Here is a 15,286-nt window from a genome sequence, read left to right on the forward strand (position 1 = left end):
GATGCGGTCGTTCCGAGCGGCCGTGATCGCCGCATGCCTGCTGATCGCCCTTCCGCCGGCGGCGGTGCCCGCGCTCGCGGTCGCCGAGCCCCCGTCGTGCGCCGACCCCTACCTCGTGGAGCGCACGTTCGCCAACGGCGCGCGCTGGCAGCTCTGCTGGGAGATGCGCGAGACCGAGGGCCTGACCCTCACCGACGCCGTCTACACCCCGAACGGCCACGCGCCGGTGAGCGTGCTGACCAGCGCGCACCTCGCGCAGATCCACGTCCCCTACGACAGCGGCGAGCCGCGTTTCCACGACATGGCGGGCGGGCTCGGGTTCTCCGCGGTGCCGTTGCAAGACCAGGACTGCCCGGAGGGCGAGCGGCGGGAGCAGGACGAGGTCCCCGTGCTGTGCGTGCTGCCCGACCAGCCGCGCGGCATCGCCTACCTGAATCCCTCGCTCGGCGAGGACTCACTGCGCAGGTCGGCGCAGGGCAAGGCGCTGGTGCTGTTCTCCGCCTTCGAGCTCGGCTGGTACACCTATCTGGTCGAGTGGCGGTTCGCCGACGACGGCTCGATCAACCCCAGGGTCGGCGCGACCGGCTCGCTGCGCGGCAGCGACGGCGTCGTGGTCAGCCCCGAGCACGGCTGGCCGATCGGCGTCGGGGCGAGCGACTTCGAGGAAAGCCACCAGCACAACATCTTCTGGCGGCTCGACTTCGACGTCCAGGGTCCCGCGGACGACGTGGTCGAGCAGTACGACTTCGCCGGCTCCGGCACGGCCAGCCTGGAGATGAAGCGGAAGGCGCTCACCAAGGAGGCCGGGGTGACGAACAATCGCACCCGGTGGTGGCGGGTCGTCGACAAGACGGTGAAGAACTCCGACGGCCATGCGGCGTCCTGGGAGATCACCAACTCCGACAGCAGCCAGTACCGCGGCCCGGACACCGAGCCGTACAGCCACTCCGACGTCTACGTCACCCAGTACAACGCGTGCGAGCGACTGACCGCGGAGAACGCCGAACCGCCGTGCGACGAGTCGGTCGATCGGTTCGTCAACGGCCAGACGATCACCGATCCGGTCGTGTGGGTGAGCGTCGACTACCACCATGTCGCCAGGGACGAGGACCACGACCCGATGCCGACGCACTGGCAGGGGTTCTTCATCCAGCCCCGCGACATAACGGCGAGCAACCCGCATTAGCGAAGGACCCAGGTTCGCCCCGTATCGTCGGCATGGTGATGATGTGGCCGATACGGGGCGGCCTGGTGGCCGTGGCGACGATCCTCGCGGTCGCCGTGCTCGTCGTCGGCCTGGCCTGGGTGTTCCAGCGAAAACTGATCTATCTGCCGGACCCCTCCCCCGTCCCCCCGGCGGCCACGGTGCTGCCGGGCGGGCGTGACGTCACGCTGACCACCGCCGACGGCCTGGAGCTCGGCGCGTGGTCGTTCCCGCCCACCGGCGAGCCCCGCGGGGTGGCGGTGCTCGTCGCGGGCGGGAACGGCGGCAACCGCGCCTACCGCGCCCCACTGGCCCGGGCGCTCACGGCGCGCGGCATGTCGGTGCTGCTGATGGACTACCGGGGCTACGGCGGCAACCCGGGCACGCCGACCGAGGAAGGGCTCGCGCTCGACGTACAGGCGGCCAGGCGGCACCTGGCCGGGTCGGGCGAGCGGCTGATCTACTTCGGGGAGAGCCTGGGGGCCGCCGTGGTGACCCGGCTGGCCGCCGCGCACCCGCCCGCCGGGCTGGTGCTGCGCTCGCCGTTCACCGACCTGGCCGCGGCGGGCCGGATCGCCTACCCGTTCCTGCCGGTGGAGTCGCTGCTGGAGGACCGTTTCCCGGTCGCGGCGACGCTCCCCGCCGTACGCGCCCCCACGGTCGTCCTGTACGGCACGCGCGACACGATCGTCCCCGCCGAGCTGAGCCAGCGGGTCACCGCCGCCGCCCCCGGCCTGGTCGCCCAGGTCGAGGTCGCCGGGGCCGGGCACAACGACGCCGTGCTGCTGGACGGGCCGCAGGTCATCAAGGCCGTTACCGTGCTCGCCGACCGGGCGGACCCGCGGACGCACTGACGGTTCCTGTCCCACCTCGCCCCTATATTGAGCCTCATGTTGGAAACGTCCGCGCGGTTGCTCCGGCTGCTCTCGCTCTTGCAGGCCAGGCGCGAGTGGCCGGGCGCCGAGCTGGCCGAACGGCTCGGCGTGAGCACGCGGACGATCCGCCGCGACGTCGATCGGCTGCGTGAGCTGGGCTACCCGGTGCACACCACGATGGGCATCGCGGGCGGCTACCGGCTCGGCGCGGGGGCGGCGCTGCCGCCGCTGCTGCTGGACGACGACGAGGCGGTGGCGGTGGCCGTCGGGCTGCGCACGGCCGCGGGCGGCACGGTCTCCGGCATCGAAGAGAACTCCCTGCGCGCCCTGGCCAAGCTGGAACAGGTGCTGCCGTCCCGGCTGCGGCACCGGATCAACGCGGTCCACTCGGCCACCGTGCCGATGCCCGGCACGGGCCCGACCGTCGATTCCGCGGTGCTCAGCACGATCGCCGCGGCCTGCCGCGATCATGAGCGGCTGCGGTTCGACTACCTCGACCACGAGGGCGCGGCGAGCGTGCGGGTGACCGAGCCGCATCGCATGGTGAGCTGGGGACGCCGCTGGTACCTGGTGGCCTGGGACGTCGAGCGGGACGACTGGCGCACCTTCCGGGTGGACCGGATCAGGCCGCGGGTGCCCAGCGGGCCCCGGTTCGAGCCGCGCGACCCGCCGGAGGGCGACGTCGCCGCATACGTCTCCCGGCGGCTGTCGGCCGACATGTGGCCCTACCGCGCGCGGCTCGTCATGCACGCCCCGGCCGCGCGGCTGGCCCCCTGGATCTCCCCGGGCGACGGCCGGCTGCGGCCGATCGACGAGCAGACCTGCGAACTGGAGATCGGCAGCGAGTCACTGGCCATGCTCGCCGGGTTCCTGGTCATGCTCGACGTCGACTTCGACGTACAAGACCCCCCTGAACTGCGTGAACACCTGCGCGCAATTGCGGTGCGCTGCGCCGCCGCGGCCGTCGGGCCCGCGCGCGACACTAAGGAGTGAACCCCGTTTGATCGTCGTTCCCGACGCCCTGGCCGCCATGCACGAAAAACTCTTCGGCGACGAGGGCCGCGCGTGGGTCGCGGACCTGCCCCGGCTCGGCGAGGAGTACCTACGGCGCTGGGACCTCACCCCCGACGGCCCGTCCCGGCACGGCTGGGTGGGCCTGGTCATCCCGGTACGGCGGGGCGACGGCACGCCCGCCGCCCTGAAGCTCCAGCCGCTGGACGAGGAGACCGAGACCGAGCCGGTCGGGCTGCGCCTGTGGAACGGGCGCGGCGCCGTACACCTGCTGGACCACGACCCGGCCACCGGCACGATGCTGCTGGAACGCCTCGACGCGGGGCGGTCGCTGGCCGACGTGCCCGACGAGACCGAGGCCCTGACCATCCTTTCCGGGCTGCTCGCCCGGCTGACCGCGACGCCCGCCCCCGCCGGGCTGCGCACGCTGGCCGACATCGCCGGGCGCATGGTCGCGGACGTGCCAGGGGCGCTGACCCGTCTGTCCGACCCCGACGACCGCGACCTGCTGCAACACTGCGCGGGCGTGGTCCGTGACCTGCTGCCCGAACCCGGTGACCGCATGCTGCACTGGGACCTGCACTACGAGAACGTCCTGGCCGGGGAGCGCGAGCCGTGGCTGGCCATCGACCCCAAGCCGCTGGCCGGCGACCCGTGTTTCGACCTGATGCCCGCGCTGGACAACCGGTGGGAGGAGATCGTCGCCACCGGCGACGTGGCCAGGGCCGTGCGGCGCAGGTTCGATCTGATGACCGAGGTGGTGGGGCTGCCCAGGCAACGCGCCGCGGGCTGGACGCTCGGCCGGGTGCTCCAGAACGCGCTGTGGGACATCGAGGACGGCGAACCCGAGATCTCCGCGACGCAGTTCGCGATCGGCGACGCGCTGCGCGGGCTAACGTGATGAGCGTGTCAACCAGGTTGGTCAACCTCGTCATCGACGCCGCCGACCCGCGGCGGCTCGCCGCGTTCTGGGCGGGCGTGCTCGGCTGGCGGATCGCGCTCACCGGCCCCGGCGTGGTCGTCGTACGGGCCCCCGCGGGCGACGGCTGGGACCTCGACGTCTGTTTCGTACCGGTGCGAGAGCCGAAGACCGGGCGAAACCGCATCCATCTCGACCTGGCCAGTGCCACCGATCGGGCCCAGGCCGAGCGGGTGGCCGCGGCGCGCGAGCTGGGCGGGCCGTTGGACATCGGCCAGGGCGACGTGCCCTGGGAGGTGCTGGCCGACCCGGAGGGCAACGAGTTCTGCGTGCTCGGCCCGCGCGACCACCCCCCGCGTTAGCATGCCGCTGCTGCTGATCGCCGCCGTGTTCGCGCTCACCTGGTGGCTGGGCCTGTACGTGCTCGGCGGGGAGCCCGGCGAGCGCGGCGCCCGCCGGGCCGGGCTCGGCCTGCTCGCCTACGCCGCCGCCCTGGCCACCGGGCAGGTCCGCGCGCTGCTGCTGCCCTCCCCCGCGCCGCTGGACGCGCTGGAGACGGCGCTGACCTTCCTGCCCGCGCTGCTGTGGACCGGCGCGGTGCTCACGCTCGTCCCGGGCACCGGGCGGCTGGACCGGATCTGGTCGCGCGGGCTGGTCCCGGTCACGCTGGCCGCGATCGGCTGGGCCGCGGTCGCGGGCGGCACGGCCCGGGCGGTGCTCGGCGCGCTGCTGCTGGTGCCGCTGGCCGGGGCGCTGGTGCTGCTGGTGCGCGCGGGGCCGGAGCGGGTCGGCTGGCTGGCGGCGGTGGCCACGCTCTTCTTCGGCCTCGGCACCGCGCTGTTGCTGACCTCTCTCTCCGGCCCGCCCGGCCTGCTCGCCGCGATAGCGATCGACCTGGACATGGCCCTGCTGGGCGTGGCGATCGCGATGGCCGGCGCGTTCCGGGCGGGCGAGGCGCTCTGGCGGGACATGGCGCGTTCGGCGCTGGGCGCGATCGTCGTGGCCGCCGCCACCGGAGGGCAGGTCGCCATCGCGGTCGCGCTGGGCGGGGCCACCCCGGCGCTGGCCGTACTGCTGTACGGCGTGCTCGCGGTGGCGGTGACCGCGCAGACGATGGCCGGTCCGCTGCACCGTGCGCTCGACCGGGTCGCCTTCCCCGGCGATCCCGCCATCCGCCGCGAACGCGCCCAGCTTCGCGACTCCGCCGAGGCGCTGCCGCGCCGCGAGGAGGGCCCGCCGCCGCTGGACGACGCGGAGTTCGTCCGGCTCACCCGCCGGGCCCTGGCCAACTACGGCGACCTCGGCAAGCTGGCCAGCAGCCCGCTGGCGGGCCTGCCGCTGATCGACGAGCGGGTGTCCGGTGACATCCCGCTGGAGCGGGCCGCCGAGCTGAAGCACCTGCTGCTGGAGAGCATCCGGCGGCTCAAGCCGCGCGACGGGGAGTTCGGCACCAGCGAGGAGTGGCGTTTCTACAACGTGCTGTACTTCCCGTACGTACGCGGGCTGCGCCCCTACCGGCGCGGCGCAGGACGGCACGGGCTGGACGCGCTGGACCGGCAGGCGTTCGACTGGTTCGTCCGGGAGGTTCCCGAACGTACGTGCTACAACTGGCAGAACGCGGCGGCCAAACTCGTGGCGGACGATCTCCGCAGTGCCGATCGGCAGTGAATGGCAGTGGAATGTCTGCAGGTGGCAGTGCCTGACGCGGTGTGCTGAGGGCATCGCATCCATCTCATGACAGGAGACATCCGATGGCCGCCATCACCGCTCCCGGTACCCGCGCTCCCCTGCTGCGCCGCGTGCTGCGGGCCGACGCCGTGCTCACCGGAGGCTTCGCGGTCCTGCTCGCCGTGGCCGCCGCCCTGCTCGCCGGGCTGACCGGCCTGCCGGAGCCGCTGCTGCGCTGGGCCGGCATCGGGCTGCTGCCGGTCACCGCGTTCATCACCTTCCTGGCGATCCGGCCCACCCCGCCGCGCGCGGCCGTGTGGACGCTGATCGCGGTCAACGCGCTGTGGACGGTGGACAGCGTCGCGCTGCTGTTCACCGGCTGGATCGACCCCAACCCGCTCGGCGTGGCCTTCGTGGTGGCGCAGGCGGTGCTCGTGGGGATCTTCGCCGAGCTTCAGTACCTGGGGCTGCGCCGGAGCTGAGTTCCGTCACCGTGGGGCGGTCCGCCGGGGGAATCTCCCGGCGGACTACCCTGTCGAGATGAAGATCGACGTCGCCCTGCCCGTCCGCGCCGCGCTCGGCGAGGGGCCCACCTGGTACCACGACCGGCTCATCTGGGTGGACATCCCGGCCTGCGAGGTGCATGAGTACATCCCGGCGAGCGGTACGGACTCGGTGCGCGAGGTGCCCCAGCACGTCGGCGCGGCCAAGCCGCGCGCGGGCGGCGGCCTCGTCGTCAACCTGCGCGACGGCGCCGGGCTGCTCGCGGCCGGCGGCGGCTTTCGCTGGCTGGCCGAGTGGCCGATCGAGGGCAGGCGCGGCAACGACGCGGGCGTGGATCCGCACGGCAACCTGTGGGCGGGCACGCTCAGCTACGGCGGGGGCGGCGGTTCGCTGTACCGGGTGACCCCGGACGGGGAGGTCGTGACCTTCCTCGACCGGGTGGGCACCAGCAACGGCATCGCCTGGAGCCCCGACGGCGCGCTGATGTACTACGTGGACACCGACACCGGCCGCGTCGACGTCTTCGACACCGACCCGGAAGGCGGCCTGCCGCGCGGCCGCCGCACCTTCGCCGAGATCGACCGGGGACTGCCCGACGGCATCACGGTGGACGCCGACGGGTGCGTCTGGGTGGCGCTCTGGGACGGCGCCGCCGTCCGCCGGTACACGCCGGGCGGCGACCTGGACCGGGAGGTCGAGGTCCCGGTCAGCAGGCCCACCGCGTGCGCCTTCGGCGGCCCCGGCCTCGCCGACCTCTACATCACCAGCGCCACCGAGGGCCTGCCGGAGGCCACGCTCGCGGCCGAGCCGCTGTCCGGGGCGCTGCTGGTGGTGCCCTCGGCGGGGCTCGGCCTGCCCGGCACGCCGTTCGCGGGCTGAGTCACCCGCCTGGGCCGCCCGCCCGAGTCAGCCGCTCACGGTCGTGCGCATGGTCAGCTCGGCGCCGTCGGTGGACAGGTCGAGCGTCACATCGACGGCCTTGAGCAGGCCGGTGCCGGTCAGGTGGGTGCCGCCGCAGGGGATCGCGGCCTCGCCCTCGGGGAGCGCGCAGCGCCAGGTACGGCGGGCCACGAGGTCGGGGCCGGGCGCGTCGATCCGCACCGGGGCGTCCGCGGCGATCCACTCGGTGAGCCGCTCGCCCACCTGCTTGGCGATGCCGGGCAGGTCGTCGGCCAGCCCCTCGGTGGAGAACCCCTTCTTGCGCAGCGACTTGCCCAGCCGGTAGGTGTCCAGGCTGCCGCCGGGCAGGATCCGGGAGGAGCTGATCGCCGCCTGGTCGAAGTCGGGGCTGCCCAGGCCGTCGGCGGGCGCGGGTTTGCGCCAGCGGTCGGCGAGCACGGCGTTGAGGGCGAGCGCGGTCAGGTGGCAGGCGGTGTGCCCGGCGGACAGCGCCCGGCGGGTGTCCGGCTCGACGGCGAGCACGGCGGTCTCGCCCACGTCGCCGACCGGCTCGCCGGTCAGGTGTACGACCAGCCAGTGCCAGCCGGGGTCGCCGCGCCGGACGGGGATCTCATGGCCCAGGTAGAGGGTCGCCGCACCGTGCTCCACCGCCCCGGTGACGCAGTCGGTCACCGGGACGCCGTTGATCGTGCCCGTGTCGGCGGGCTGGTCCGGCCAGGTGTGGTCGAGGGGATGGAACGGCGTCTCGGTCACCACGACACCGTGCCCGCCGTTGCGGCGGAGGGTCGCGACGATCGGCGAGCTACCGGCGAGCGCCCCCGAGGGATAGGTCACTCTCGTCGATCCGGCGATGTTCATGGTCTCCATGCTGCCGTACGCGGTCGTGCTCGTCTTCCAGGTAACGGTCGGCTCCGGCATGCCAGCCGGTGGCGACCTGTACCGCGACGACGCCGATCAGGAGCAGGAACGGGAGGGTCCAGCCGCCGGTGGCCGCGTACATGACGCCGACGATCAGGGGTCCGGCCCCCGCGATCAGGTAGCCGGCGCTCTGGCCGAAGGCCGACAGCGCCGCGGTGGCCTCGGCGCTTCGGGTGCGCAGCGCGAGCATGGTCAGCGCGAGCGGGAACGACCCCATGCCCAGGCCCACCGCGATCACCCAGATCCACGCGGTGCCGGACGGCGCGAGCCACAGTCCGGAAAAGCCCACCAGATACAGCACGGCCAGTCCGATGACCAGCGGGCGCTGGCTGGAAAAGCGCGTGGTGACGGCCGGGACGACGATGGCGACCGGGATGCCGAGCGCGGTGAAGGCGGCGAGCATGAACCCCGCCTGCCCGGTCGTGTAGCCCAGGTCGATGAGGATCTGCGGCAGCCACCCGAACATGATGTAGGCCACCATCGACTGGGTGCCGAAGTACGCGGCGACCGCCCAGGCCAGGCGGTTGCGGACGAGCGCGCGGGGGCCGAGGACACCCGCGCCGGTGTCGCGCGCGGGCTCGCTGCGCAGCAGTATCAGCCAGGGCAGCGCGGACACGGCCGCGAGGGCGGCCCACACGCCGAGCGCCAGGTGCCAGTCGCCGTTCGCGGCCTGCTCGATGGGCACGGTCGCGGCGGCGGCCAGCATGGTGCCCACGGCCAGGGCGGTGGTGTAGACGGTCGTCATCGTGCCGGCGCGGCGCGGGAAGTGACGCTTGATCAGGGTCGGGATGAGCACGTTGCCCACGGCCCCGCCGGACAGCGCCACCGCGCTGCCGAACAGGAAGATCACGGCCGAGTCCACCATGGCCCTGGTGAGCAGGCCAACGCCGAGCGCGAGCAGGGCGAGCAGCAGCAGCCGGTGCTCACCGACGCGGCGGGCCAGGGCGGGGGTGATGACGCCGACCGTGGCGAAGCAGAGCACGGGTAGTGTGGTGAGCAGGCCGGTCGTCACACCGGACATCCCAAGAGCGGTGGCGATCTGGTCCAGCAGGGGTCCGACACTGGTGACGGCGGTGCGGAGGTTCAGCGCGGCCAGCACGATCCCGGCGACCAGCAGCCATGCCAGCGGTCCGCTACGTCCTCTGACTTCGGGGGCGAGCACGGTCATGCGGCGTCACATTCTCCTGAAAAGTGGTTGGGGTCATCGAATCATGGGATGAATCAATGACCCCTACGCTAACAGGAGTGATTGCGAGTTCAGTTCCTGTCCGCTGGTGATGTTGGGCACACGCTAGCGCGCGGGCCGCCGTCCACGCAGGATCCAGAACAGCCCGACCAGCGGCAACACCAGCGGGATGAACAGGTAACCGCTCCCGAACCCCGACCACACCGTGGCACGCGGGAACGCCGCCGGATCGGCCAGGCTCAGCGTGCCCACCACCAGCACGCCGGCCAGCTCGATCAGGCACGCCACCAGCGCGGTACGGCGGGCCGACACCGCGAGCGCCACGGTGAGCAGGATGTAGACCGCCGCGGCGAAGGCCGACAGCGAGTAGGCCAGCGGGGCCTGGTCGAACCTGGTGGCGATCTGTACCGCCGCCCGCGCCCCCGCCGCCAGCGCGAAGACCCCGTAGACCGCGACCAGCGCCCGGCCCGGGCCGGTGCCGATCGCCGCAGCCTCCCCGCGCGGGCTCACGCCACGCCCTGCCAGATCTGCAGCATCCGCGCGGTCATCACGGCGATCGCGAACCCGGCCACCACCAGGATGGCCGTGCCCCAGCGGCTGCGCTCGGCCAGCGCCAGCACGACCCCGACCGGCGGGATCACCGCCGTGCCCGCCACGTAGCCGAACAGCGTCACCTTGTCCTGCGGGCCCGCGCCGCCGACGACGGCCGCGATGATCACGCCGGCCTGCACCAGCACGGCCAGTTCGAGCACGGCGAACCCGATCAGCAGGATCATCCCCATCGCCCGGTCGCGAATCGCGCCGACCAGGCTCCCCAGGGTCAGCACCACCGCCCCGATGATCACGGTGGCGGTCAGCGGGCCGTTCACGCCGCCGCTCCGGCGAGCGGCGTGGGGGTGGACAGAGCCGATGACATGGTCATCAGCGTATCGCCGCAAGGGCCCGGTCCGGCTCTCGGCACCGCCTTCCGCCGCGCACGTACGATGAGTCCGTGGAACGGATTCTGGTCAGCGCGTGCCTGCTCGGACGGCGGGTCCGCTTCGACGGCGGCGCGAAGACCAGCGGTGACGCGCTGCTGGCCGAGTGGCGGGCGCAGGGCCGGCTGGTACCGGTGTGTCCGGAAGTGGACGGCGGGCTGCCGGTGCCACGCCCGCCCGCCGAGATCGAGGACGGCGCGGGCGGCCCCGCCGTACTGTCCGGGACCGCCCGCGTGCTGACCCCGCAGGGGGCCGACGTCACCGCCGCCTACCTGGCCGGCGCGGAGCGGGCCCTGGCCACGGCCGAGCGGTACGGCGTGCGTATCGCGATCCTGAAGGAGGGGAGCCCGTCCTGCGGGGCGCTCGCCGTCCACGACGGCACCTTCCGCGGCCGGAAGATCCCCGGCCAGGGCGTGACAACGGCCCTCCTCACCGGCCACGGCATCCGCGTCTTCACCGAAGCCCAGATCCCCGAGGCCGCCACCTACCTCACCAGCCTGGAGCCTCCCTCCGCCCCCACCAGCCCATGAGCCCCGGGTACGGGTATTTTGACGCCGTGGTCGCGATTTCTGCTGCCGGCAGACCCGCTGGAGGGCGCGTCGCGGCCTTGTCAGGATGGCCACATGGGGAAGAACACGGCGGTTCGGCGACTCGATCTCGGCTACTTCATCCGGCCGGCTTCAGAGACAGGTGGGCCGCAACCGCGAGTCGAACCCGTGCTCGCGTATCTGGTGCGACACGACCAGGGATTGATCCTCTTCGACACCGGCATCGGCAGCGCCGACCCCGATACCGAGGCGCATTACCGACCCCGGCGCCGCGCACTGCGACAGGCACTGCGGACGGCTGGAGTCACCCTCGGCGATGTCTCTCTGGTCGTGAACTGCCACCTTCACTTCGACCACTGCGGCGGGAATCCCCTGCTGGGCGGCAAGCCGATCCTGGTCCAGGAAGTCGAGCTGGCCACCGCCCGCCGGGGCGACTACACCATCGACGAGCTGGTCGACTTCCCCGGGGCGTCCTACGAGGAACTTGCCGGTGAGGCCGAGGTCTGGCCGGGCGTCTGGATCATCCCGACACCCGGGCATACCCAAGGACATCAGTCTCTGGTCATCCGGCAGGGCGACGGCACCGTGATCCTCGCCGGTCAGGCACACGACTTCGCATCCCAGTTCGCGTCGGACCAACTGGCCCGCCAGGCCGCACTTCAGGGCGTCGAACAGCCGCTTCCTGACTATGCGCAGTGGTTGGAGCGATTTGCCGACTTCGACCCGCGACGCGTGCTCTTCGCCCACGACTGCTCGATCTGGGAACCCTCACACGGCGTCTTCTAGAAGCTGATCGGCGATGCTCGGTTTCGGTGTACGCGGGGAACAGGTCGGCCGTCGCCGCCTCCAGCCCTGCGACGTCGGCAGGGGAGAGCCGCGCGGGGCGGCGTAAGACCCAGCCCGAGACCATCGACGCGCGCAGCATCCGCAGACCGTCCACGCTCACGCCGCGCAGCGGCACTTGCTGGCCGTGTACCGCAGGCACCGGCGTGACCTCCACCGGCACGTGCAGCCGGCCACTGAGCGTGGCGGCCGACGTTGACGTATCGGCCGCGGCGGGTGATGCGCCGGGCGCGGCACCGCCTTGGGGTGCCGCGCCCGGCCGGGGTGTGTCACCACTTCATGAAGACGCGCTCCTGTACGACCGGGTAGCCCGCCTTGCGGAAGGCCGCGGCCATCGGGGTGTTGCCGAAGTCGGTCTCGCCGACGACCTCCTCGGCGCCCTCCTCGGCCAGCATGTGGGTGGCCTCGGCCAGCAGGTCGTAGCCGTAGCCGTGGCCGCGCAGCTCCGGTACCACCCCGATCAGGCCGATCACCGGGACCGCGTAGTTACGGCTCGGCACGGTCAGCCCCGCGAGTTCGCCCGCCGGGGTGTACGCGAGCCGCCACCATTCGCGGGGCCCGGGGAACCACTTGAGGATCTCCAGTTCCTCCCTCGCCGCCGCCTCAGCGCCCTCGCGGGCCGTATGGTCGCGAACATGCGCGTCCAGCGTGCCCATGTGGATGCGTCTGATGGCGTCGAGCACGGCGTCGTCGTCGCAGGGACGGTATTCGAGGCGGGTGGGCCGGACCGGCAGGCCGTCGGCGGGAGCCCAGCGGAAGCGGATCCGTTCGACGAGCGGGCGCATGCCCGCCTCCCGCGCGGCGCCGAGTCGCGCCTCGGCCTCCGCCGCCACCGCCTGATGATCGCGCCAGCCCGGCGGCAGGACGAGGCAGTACTCCGCGGTGAACGGCGCGCCGCGCAGCAGCGCGACGGCCGCCTCGCGGTCGCCGTCGAAGTCGTACCAGTCGAGGTTGATCGGGTCGGCGTCGTCCGGCCCGCCCCACCAGGCGGCCCTGGCCACGACGCGCTCATCGCGCAGCGCCACCCAGGTCCATTCGGGCCGGTACTCGTGCCTGGACAGCAGTTCCCGATAGTCACGGCCGGTCCACGCCACCCCGACGAGCGCGGGATCGGCCAGCTCAAAGAAACGATCTTCCTCGCCCGCACGCAGCGGGCGGATGACCAGGTCGGTCATGTGAAATCCTCCGGAAAGGCGATGCGCCTCCCGGTCAGATGATCGCCCGGTTGAAGGGGAGGCGCGCGGTCTGAATGGTGAACATCGCGATTCGCCTCCTTCCCTTGGCTCCGTGGGCGTGGAAATACCCAACCACACCCGCACCATCGGCGTCCATTGAATTCCGCTGTACGCGATCATGAGGTATGCGCACACACATCGCCATCGTGGGTAGCGGAATCGTCGGATCCGCCGCGGCCTACCGGCTGTGCCGGATGGGCGTCGCGGTCACCGTGATCGACCGGCCCGCGGGCGACGGCCAGGCGACGGCGGCCGGGGCGGGCATCGTCTGCCCGTGGGTGGACCACGAGGGCGACGACGCCTGGTACCGCCTCGCGCGCGAGAGCGCCCGCGGCTACCCGGACCTGGTGGCGGAGCTGGCCGAGGACGGCGAGGACGACTGCGGACACGCCTCCACCGGGGCGCTGGTGACCGCGGGCGACGCCGCCGAACTGGAGAGTGTGACGGCGCTGCTGCGCCGCAGGCGGCAGGACGCGCCGGAAATGGGCGACATCTCCCCCGTGGACGACCCGGGTGCCGCCTTCCCGCCGCTGGCCGGTGGGCTGGCCGCGGTACGCGTCGGCGGGGCGGCCCGGGTGGACGGGCGCGCTCTCAGGGACGCCCTGCTGCGCGCCGCGGCCCGGCGGGGCGCGGTACTCCGCACCGGTACGGCGCACCTCGGCGGCCTGGAGAGGGTCGCGCTGGACGTCAACGGCGAGCCGATCGGCGCGGACGCGGTGATCGTCGCCGCCGGGGCCTGGACGGCGGATCTGTGCGAGCCGCTGGGGCACCGGCTCGCGGTGTACCCGCAGCGCGGCCAGATCGCCCACGCCCGCCTGCCCGGCGTGGACACCTCCGGCTGGCCCATCGTGCTCCCCCGGTCCGGTCCGTATCTGCTGGGCTTCCCCGGTTCGCGGATCGTCTTCGGCGCGACCCGCGAAGACGTCGGGTTCGACGGACGGGCGACGGTCGGCGGGCTGGCCGGGCTGCTCTCCGCCGGACTGGCGGTGGCCCCCGGCCTCGCCGACGCCACGGTCCTGGAGACCCGCGTCGGCTTCCGTCCGGTGACGGGCGACGGACGACCGATGATCGGGCTGCTCACACCCGGCGTCGTGGTGGCCACCGGCCTCGGCGCCTACGGCCTCACCGCCGGCCCCCTCACCGGCACCGCCGCGGCCCACCTCGCCCTCGGCCGATCCCCCGGCACAGACCTCTCCGCCTTCTCCCCACTCCGTCCGGGCCCCCCATAAAGCCCCCTCATCACCAGGGGAAAGGGGTTCACTGATCGGGTTCGGTCCCGGAGGATGGCCAGGGGTGGTCCTGCAGAACGCGATGACCGGAGGTCGAGGCCGTGGGTGACGCCGTCGAGATGGAACGCCGGACGCGGGAGCGCGACGCGTTCATGCGTGAGCCCTACCCGGTCTATGCGCGGGCCCGCCAGGCGTCCGGGCTGACCTATCTCCCCGAGATGGACGCCTGGCTGGTCAGCCGGTACGCGGACGTGCGCGAGGTGCTGCGGCGGCCGGAGGACTTCTCCTCTGTGCAGGCGCTGCGCGCCGACGTGCCGCCGTCGCCGGCCGTACAGGCCGAGCTGGCCAAGGGCATCAGGGGCGGGCGGGTGGTCCTCACCACGGACGGCGCGGCGCACCAGCGGTTGCGGGCGCCGCTGGTACGGGGCCTGGCGGCGGCCAAGGTGGCCGCGCTCGCGCCGTACATCGCCGAGCGGGCCGAGGCCCTGGTCGCGTCCTTCGCGGCGGACGGCCGGGCCGAGCTGATGGACGACTACGCCCGGCGGCTGCCCGGCGAGGTGCTCGGCCGGCTGCTCGGCTTCGACCCCGCCGACGTACCGGCCGTGATCCACGGCGGTTACCGCGCCGAGGCGCTGCTGTTCCGGCCGATGCCGGCCGAGGAGCAGCTCGCCGCCGCTCGTGACATGGTCGCGTTGCAGCACCTCCTGGACGGCCACATCCGCCGCGCCCACGCCGAGCGGCGCGACGACCTGTGCGGCGAACTCGTGCGCGGCCTCGCCCCCGGTACGTGGGAGCCGACCGCCGAGCAACGCGCCGAGCTGGTGTCCAATCTGCAGAACCTGCTGGTCGCCGGGCACCTCACCACCACCGCGCTGATCGGCACCACACTGCTCCACCTGCTCACCGACCGCTCCCACTGGGAGACGCTGTGCGCCCACCCGGAGGCGATCCCGGCCGCGATCGAGGAGGCCGCCCGGTACGACCCGCCGATCCAGGCGTTCCGGCGGATCACCACCCGGCCGCTGACGCTCGCCGGGACCGAACTTCCCGAGGGCACCGCCGTACTCGTCGCCTACGGCTCGGCCAACCGCGACGAGTCCCGCCACGAGCGCCCGGACGACTTCGACATCACCCGCCCACCGGTCCGCACCATGGCCTTCGGCCACGGCCCGCACAGTTGCCCCGGCTCTCAGCTCGCCCGCGAGCAGTTACGCGTCACCCTGCGCACGCTGACCACCCGCCTGCCCGGCCTCCGCCTGGCCCCCGGCC

General features: G+C 73.1%; 17 protein-coding genes. 12 read left to right on the forward strand and 5 right to left on the reverse strand.

Annotated elements, in window-relative coordinates; all coding sequences use genetic code 11:
• The first annotated feature begins 1 nt into the window (after position 1).
• The 8 genes from C1I98_RS04730 to C1I98_RS04770 all read left to right on the forward strand — a co-directional run bounded on the left by C1I98_RS04730 (position 2) and on the right by C1I98_RS04770 (position 7,060).
• Complete coding sequence (locus C1I98_RS04730) at positions 2 to 1,186, forward strand: copper amine oxidase (RefSeq protein WP_111165833.1); 1,185 nt, start codon at positions 2 to 4, stop codon at positions 1,184 to 1,186.
• Positions 1,187 to 1,224: 38 nt separating this feature from the next.
• A complete protein-coding gene (locus C1I98_RS04735) occupies positions 1,225 to 2,058 on the forward strand; it encodes an alpha/beta hydrolase (RefSeq protein WP_233507166.1) in 834 nt (277 codons plus the stop codon).
• Positions 2,059 to 2,094: 36 nt separating this feature from the next.
• A complete protein-coding gene (locus C1I98_RS42610; protein ID WP_199536725.1) occupies positions 2,095 to 3,072 on the forward strand; it encodes a helix-turn-helix transcriptional regulator in 978 nt (325 codons plus the stop codon).
• Positions 3,073 to 3,109: 37 nt separating this feature from the next.
• Complete coding sequence (locus C1I98_RS04750; protein ID WP_111165849.1) at positions 3,110 to 3,991, forward strand: aminoglycoside phosphotransferase family protein; 882 nt, start codon at positions 3,110 to 3,112, stop codon at positions 3,989 to 3,991.
• Positions 3,992 to 3,996: 5 nt separating this feature from the next.
• Positions 3,997 to 4,371 (forward strand): VOC family protein, encoded by a 375-nt coding sequence (locus tag C1I98_RS04755; RefSeq protein ID WP_146607289.1) that lies wholly within the window; start codon positions 3,997 to 3,999, stop codon positions 4,369 to 4,371.
• 1 nt (position 4,372) lies between these two features.
• Complete coding sequence (locus C1I98_RS04760; protein ID WP_111165836.1) at positions 4,373 to 5,677, forward strand: fused MFS transporter/spermidine synthase family protein; 1,305 nt, start codon at positions 4,373 to 4,375, stop codon at positions 5,675 to 5,677.
• Between the two features lie 83 nt (positions 5,678 to 5,760).
• Positions 5,761 to 6,159: a hypothetical protein gene (locus C1I98_RS04765; RefSeq protein WP_111165837.1), complete on the forward strand. Its 399-nt coding sequence runs from the start codon at positions 5,761 to 5,763 to the stop codon at positions 6,157 to 6,159.
• A 58-nt stretch (positions 6,160 to 6,217) separates the two neighbouring features.
• The gene (locus C1I98_RS04770) at positions 6,218 to 7,060 is read left to right on the forward strand and encodes an SMP-30/gluconolactonase/LRE family protein (protein WP_111165838.1); all 843 of its coding nucleotides are present in this window, start codon (positions 6,218 to 6,220) and stop codon (positions 7,058 to 7,060) included.
• A 27-nt stretch (positions 7,061 to 7,087) separates the two neighbouring features.
• On the opposite strand, the gene C1I98_RS04775 is transcribed toward C1I98_RS04770, so the two are convergent.
• The 4 genes from C1I98_RS04775 to C1I98_RS04790 all read right to left on the reverse strand — a co-directional run bounded on the left by C1I98_RS04775 (position 7,088) and on the right by C1I98_RS04790 (position 10,054).
• Entirely contained in the window at positions 7,088 to 7,939 is an 852-nt protein-coding gene (locus tag C1I98_RS04775) for an alanyl-tRNA editing protein (RefSeq protein ID WP_111165850.1), read from the reverse strand.
• A complete protein-coding gene (locus C1I98_RS04780) occupies positions 7,884 to 9,167 on the reverse strand; it encodes a CynX/NimT family MFS transporter (RefSeq protein WP_111165839.1) in 1,284 nt (427 codons plus the stop codon). Before C1I98_RS04780 ends, C1I98_RS04775 begins: the two co-directional genes overlap by 56 nt.
• Positions 9,168 to 9,290: 123 nt before the next feature.
• On the reverse strand, positions 9,291 to 9,695 hold the full coding sequence (locus C1I98_RS04785) for a hypothetical protein (RefSeq protein WP_111165840.1): 405 nt from the start codon (positions 9,693 to 9,695) through the stop codon (positions 9,291 to 9,293).
• Positions 9,692 to 10,054, reverse strand: a complete 363-nt coding sequence (locus C1I98_RS04790; RefSeq protein ID WP_111165841.1) for a hypothetical protein — start codon at positions 10,052 to 10,054, stop codon at positions 9,692 to 9,694. The genes C1I98_RS04785 and C1I98_RS04790 overlap by 4 nt, the downstream gene beginning before the upstream one ends.
• Before the next feature lie 122 nt (positions 10,055 to 10,176).
• Between C1I98_RS04790 and C1I98_RS04795 the strand changes: the two genes are divergently transcribed.
• Both C1I98_RS04795 and C1I98_RS04800 read left to right on the forward strand, forming a co-directional pair.
• A complete protein-coding gene (locus C1I98_RS04795) occupies positions 10,177 to 10,692 on the forward strand; it encodes a 2-thiouracil desulfurase family protein (protein WP_111165842.1) in 516 nt (171 codons plus the stop codon).
• 93 nt (positions 10,693 to 10,785) lie between these two features.
• Entirely contained in the window at positions 10,786 to 11,496 is a 711-nt protein-coding gene (locus C1I98_RS04800; RefSeq protein WP_111165843.1) for an N-acyl homoserine lactonase family protein, read from the forward strand.
• A 326-nt stretch (positions 11,497 to 11,822) separates the two neighbouring features.
• Here the strand turns inward: C1I98_RS04800 and C1I98_RS04805 are convergent, their stop codons facing one another.
• Positions 11,823 to 12,728 carry a GNAT family N-acetyltransferase gene (locus tag C1I98_RS04805; protein ID WP_111165844.1) on the reverse strand — a complete coding sequence of 302 codons (906 nt, stop codon included), beginning with the start codon at positions 12,726 to 12,728 and terminating at the stop codon, positions 11,823 to 11,825.
• Positions 12,729 to 12,913: 185 nt separating this feature from the next.
• Between C1I98_RS04805 and C1I98_RS04810 the strand changes: the two genes are divergently transcribed.
• Both C1I98_RS04810 and C1I98_RS04815 read left to right on the forward strand, forming a co-directional pair.
• Positions 12,914 to 14,017 carry an NAD(P)/FAD-dependent oxidoreductase gene (locus C1I98_RS04810; protein ID WP_111165845.1) on the forward strand — a complete coding sequence of 368 codons (1,104 nt, stop codon included), beginning with the start codon at positions 12,914 to 12,916 and terminating at the stop codon, positions 14,015 to 14,017.
• Between the two features lie 101 nt (positions 14,018 to 14,118).
• Positions 14,119 to 15,286: cytochrome P450 (locus tag C1I98_RS04815; protein ID WP_233507167.1), on the forward strand; the 1,168-nt coding region annotated here is incomplete at its 3' end.

Origin of the sequence: Spongiactinospora gelatinilytica (assembly GCF_003236385.1) — a bacterium.
Lineage (GTDB): Bacteria > Actinomycetota > Actinomycetes > Streptosporangiales > Streptosporangiaceae > Spongiactinospora > Spongiactinospora gelatinilytica.

What these genes read in the sequence shown, in the direction of transcription:
- C1I98_RS04735 (WP_233507166.1), top strand. Translation starts at nt 1,225, where the DNA reads ATGATGTGGCCGATACGGGGCGGCCTGGTGGCCGTGGCGACGATCCTC.
- C1I98_RS04810 (WP_111165845.1), top strand. Translation starts at nt 12,914, where the DNA reads ATGCGCACACACATCGCCATCGTGGGTAGCGGAATCGTCGGATCCGCC.
- C1I98_RS04760 (WP_111165836.1), top strand. Translation starts at nt 4,373, where the DNA reads ATGCCGCTGCTGCTGATCGCCGCCGTGTTCGCGCTCACCTGGTGGCTG.
- C1I98_RS04775 (WP_111165850.1), bottom strand. Translation starts at nt 7,939, where the DNA reads ATGAACATCGCCGGATCGACGAGAGTGACCTATCCCTCGGGGGCGCTC.
- C1I98_RS04770 (WP_111165838.1), top strand. Translation starts at nt 6,218, where the DNA reads ATGAAGATCGACGTCGCCCTGCCCGTCCGCGCCGCGCTCGGCGAGGGG.
- C1I98_RS04750 (WP_111165849.1), top strand. Translation starts at nt 3,110, where the DNA reads ATGCACGAAAAACTCTTCGGCGACGAGGGCCGCGCGTGGGTCGCGGAC.
- C1I98_RS04800 (WP_111165843.1), top strand. Translation starts at nt 10,786, where the DNA reads ATGGGGAAGAACACGGCGGTTCGGCGACTCGATCTCGGCTACTTCATC.
- C1I98_RS04730 (WP_111165833.1), top strand. Translation starts at nt 2, where the DNA reads ATGCGGTCGTTCCGAGCGGCCGTGATCGCCGCATGCCTGCTGATCGCC.
- C1I98_RS04765 (WP_111165837.1), top strand. Translation starts at nt 5,761, where the DNA reads ATGGCCGCCATCACCGCTCCCGGTACCCGCGCTCCCCTGCTGCGCCGC.
- C1I98_RS04805 (WP_111165844.1), bottom strand. Translation starts at nt 12,728, where the DNA reads ATGACCGACCTGGTCATCCGCCCGCTGCGTGCGGGCGAGGAAGATCGT.
- C1I98_RS42610 (WP_199536725.1), top strand. Translation starts at nt 2,095, where the DNA reads ATGTTGGAAACGTCCGCGCGGTTGCTCCGGCTGCTCTCGCTCTTGCAG.
- C1I98_RS04780 (WP_111165839.1), bottom strand. Translation starts at nt 9,167, where the DNA reads ATGACCGTGCTCGCCCCCGAAGTCAGAGGACGTAGCGGACCGCTGGCA.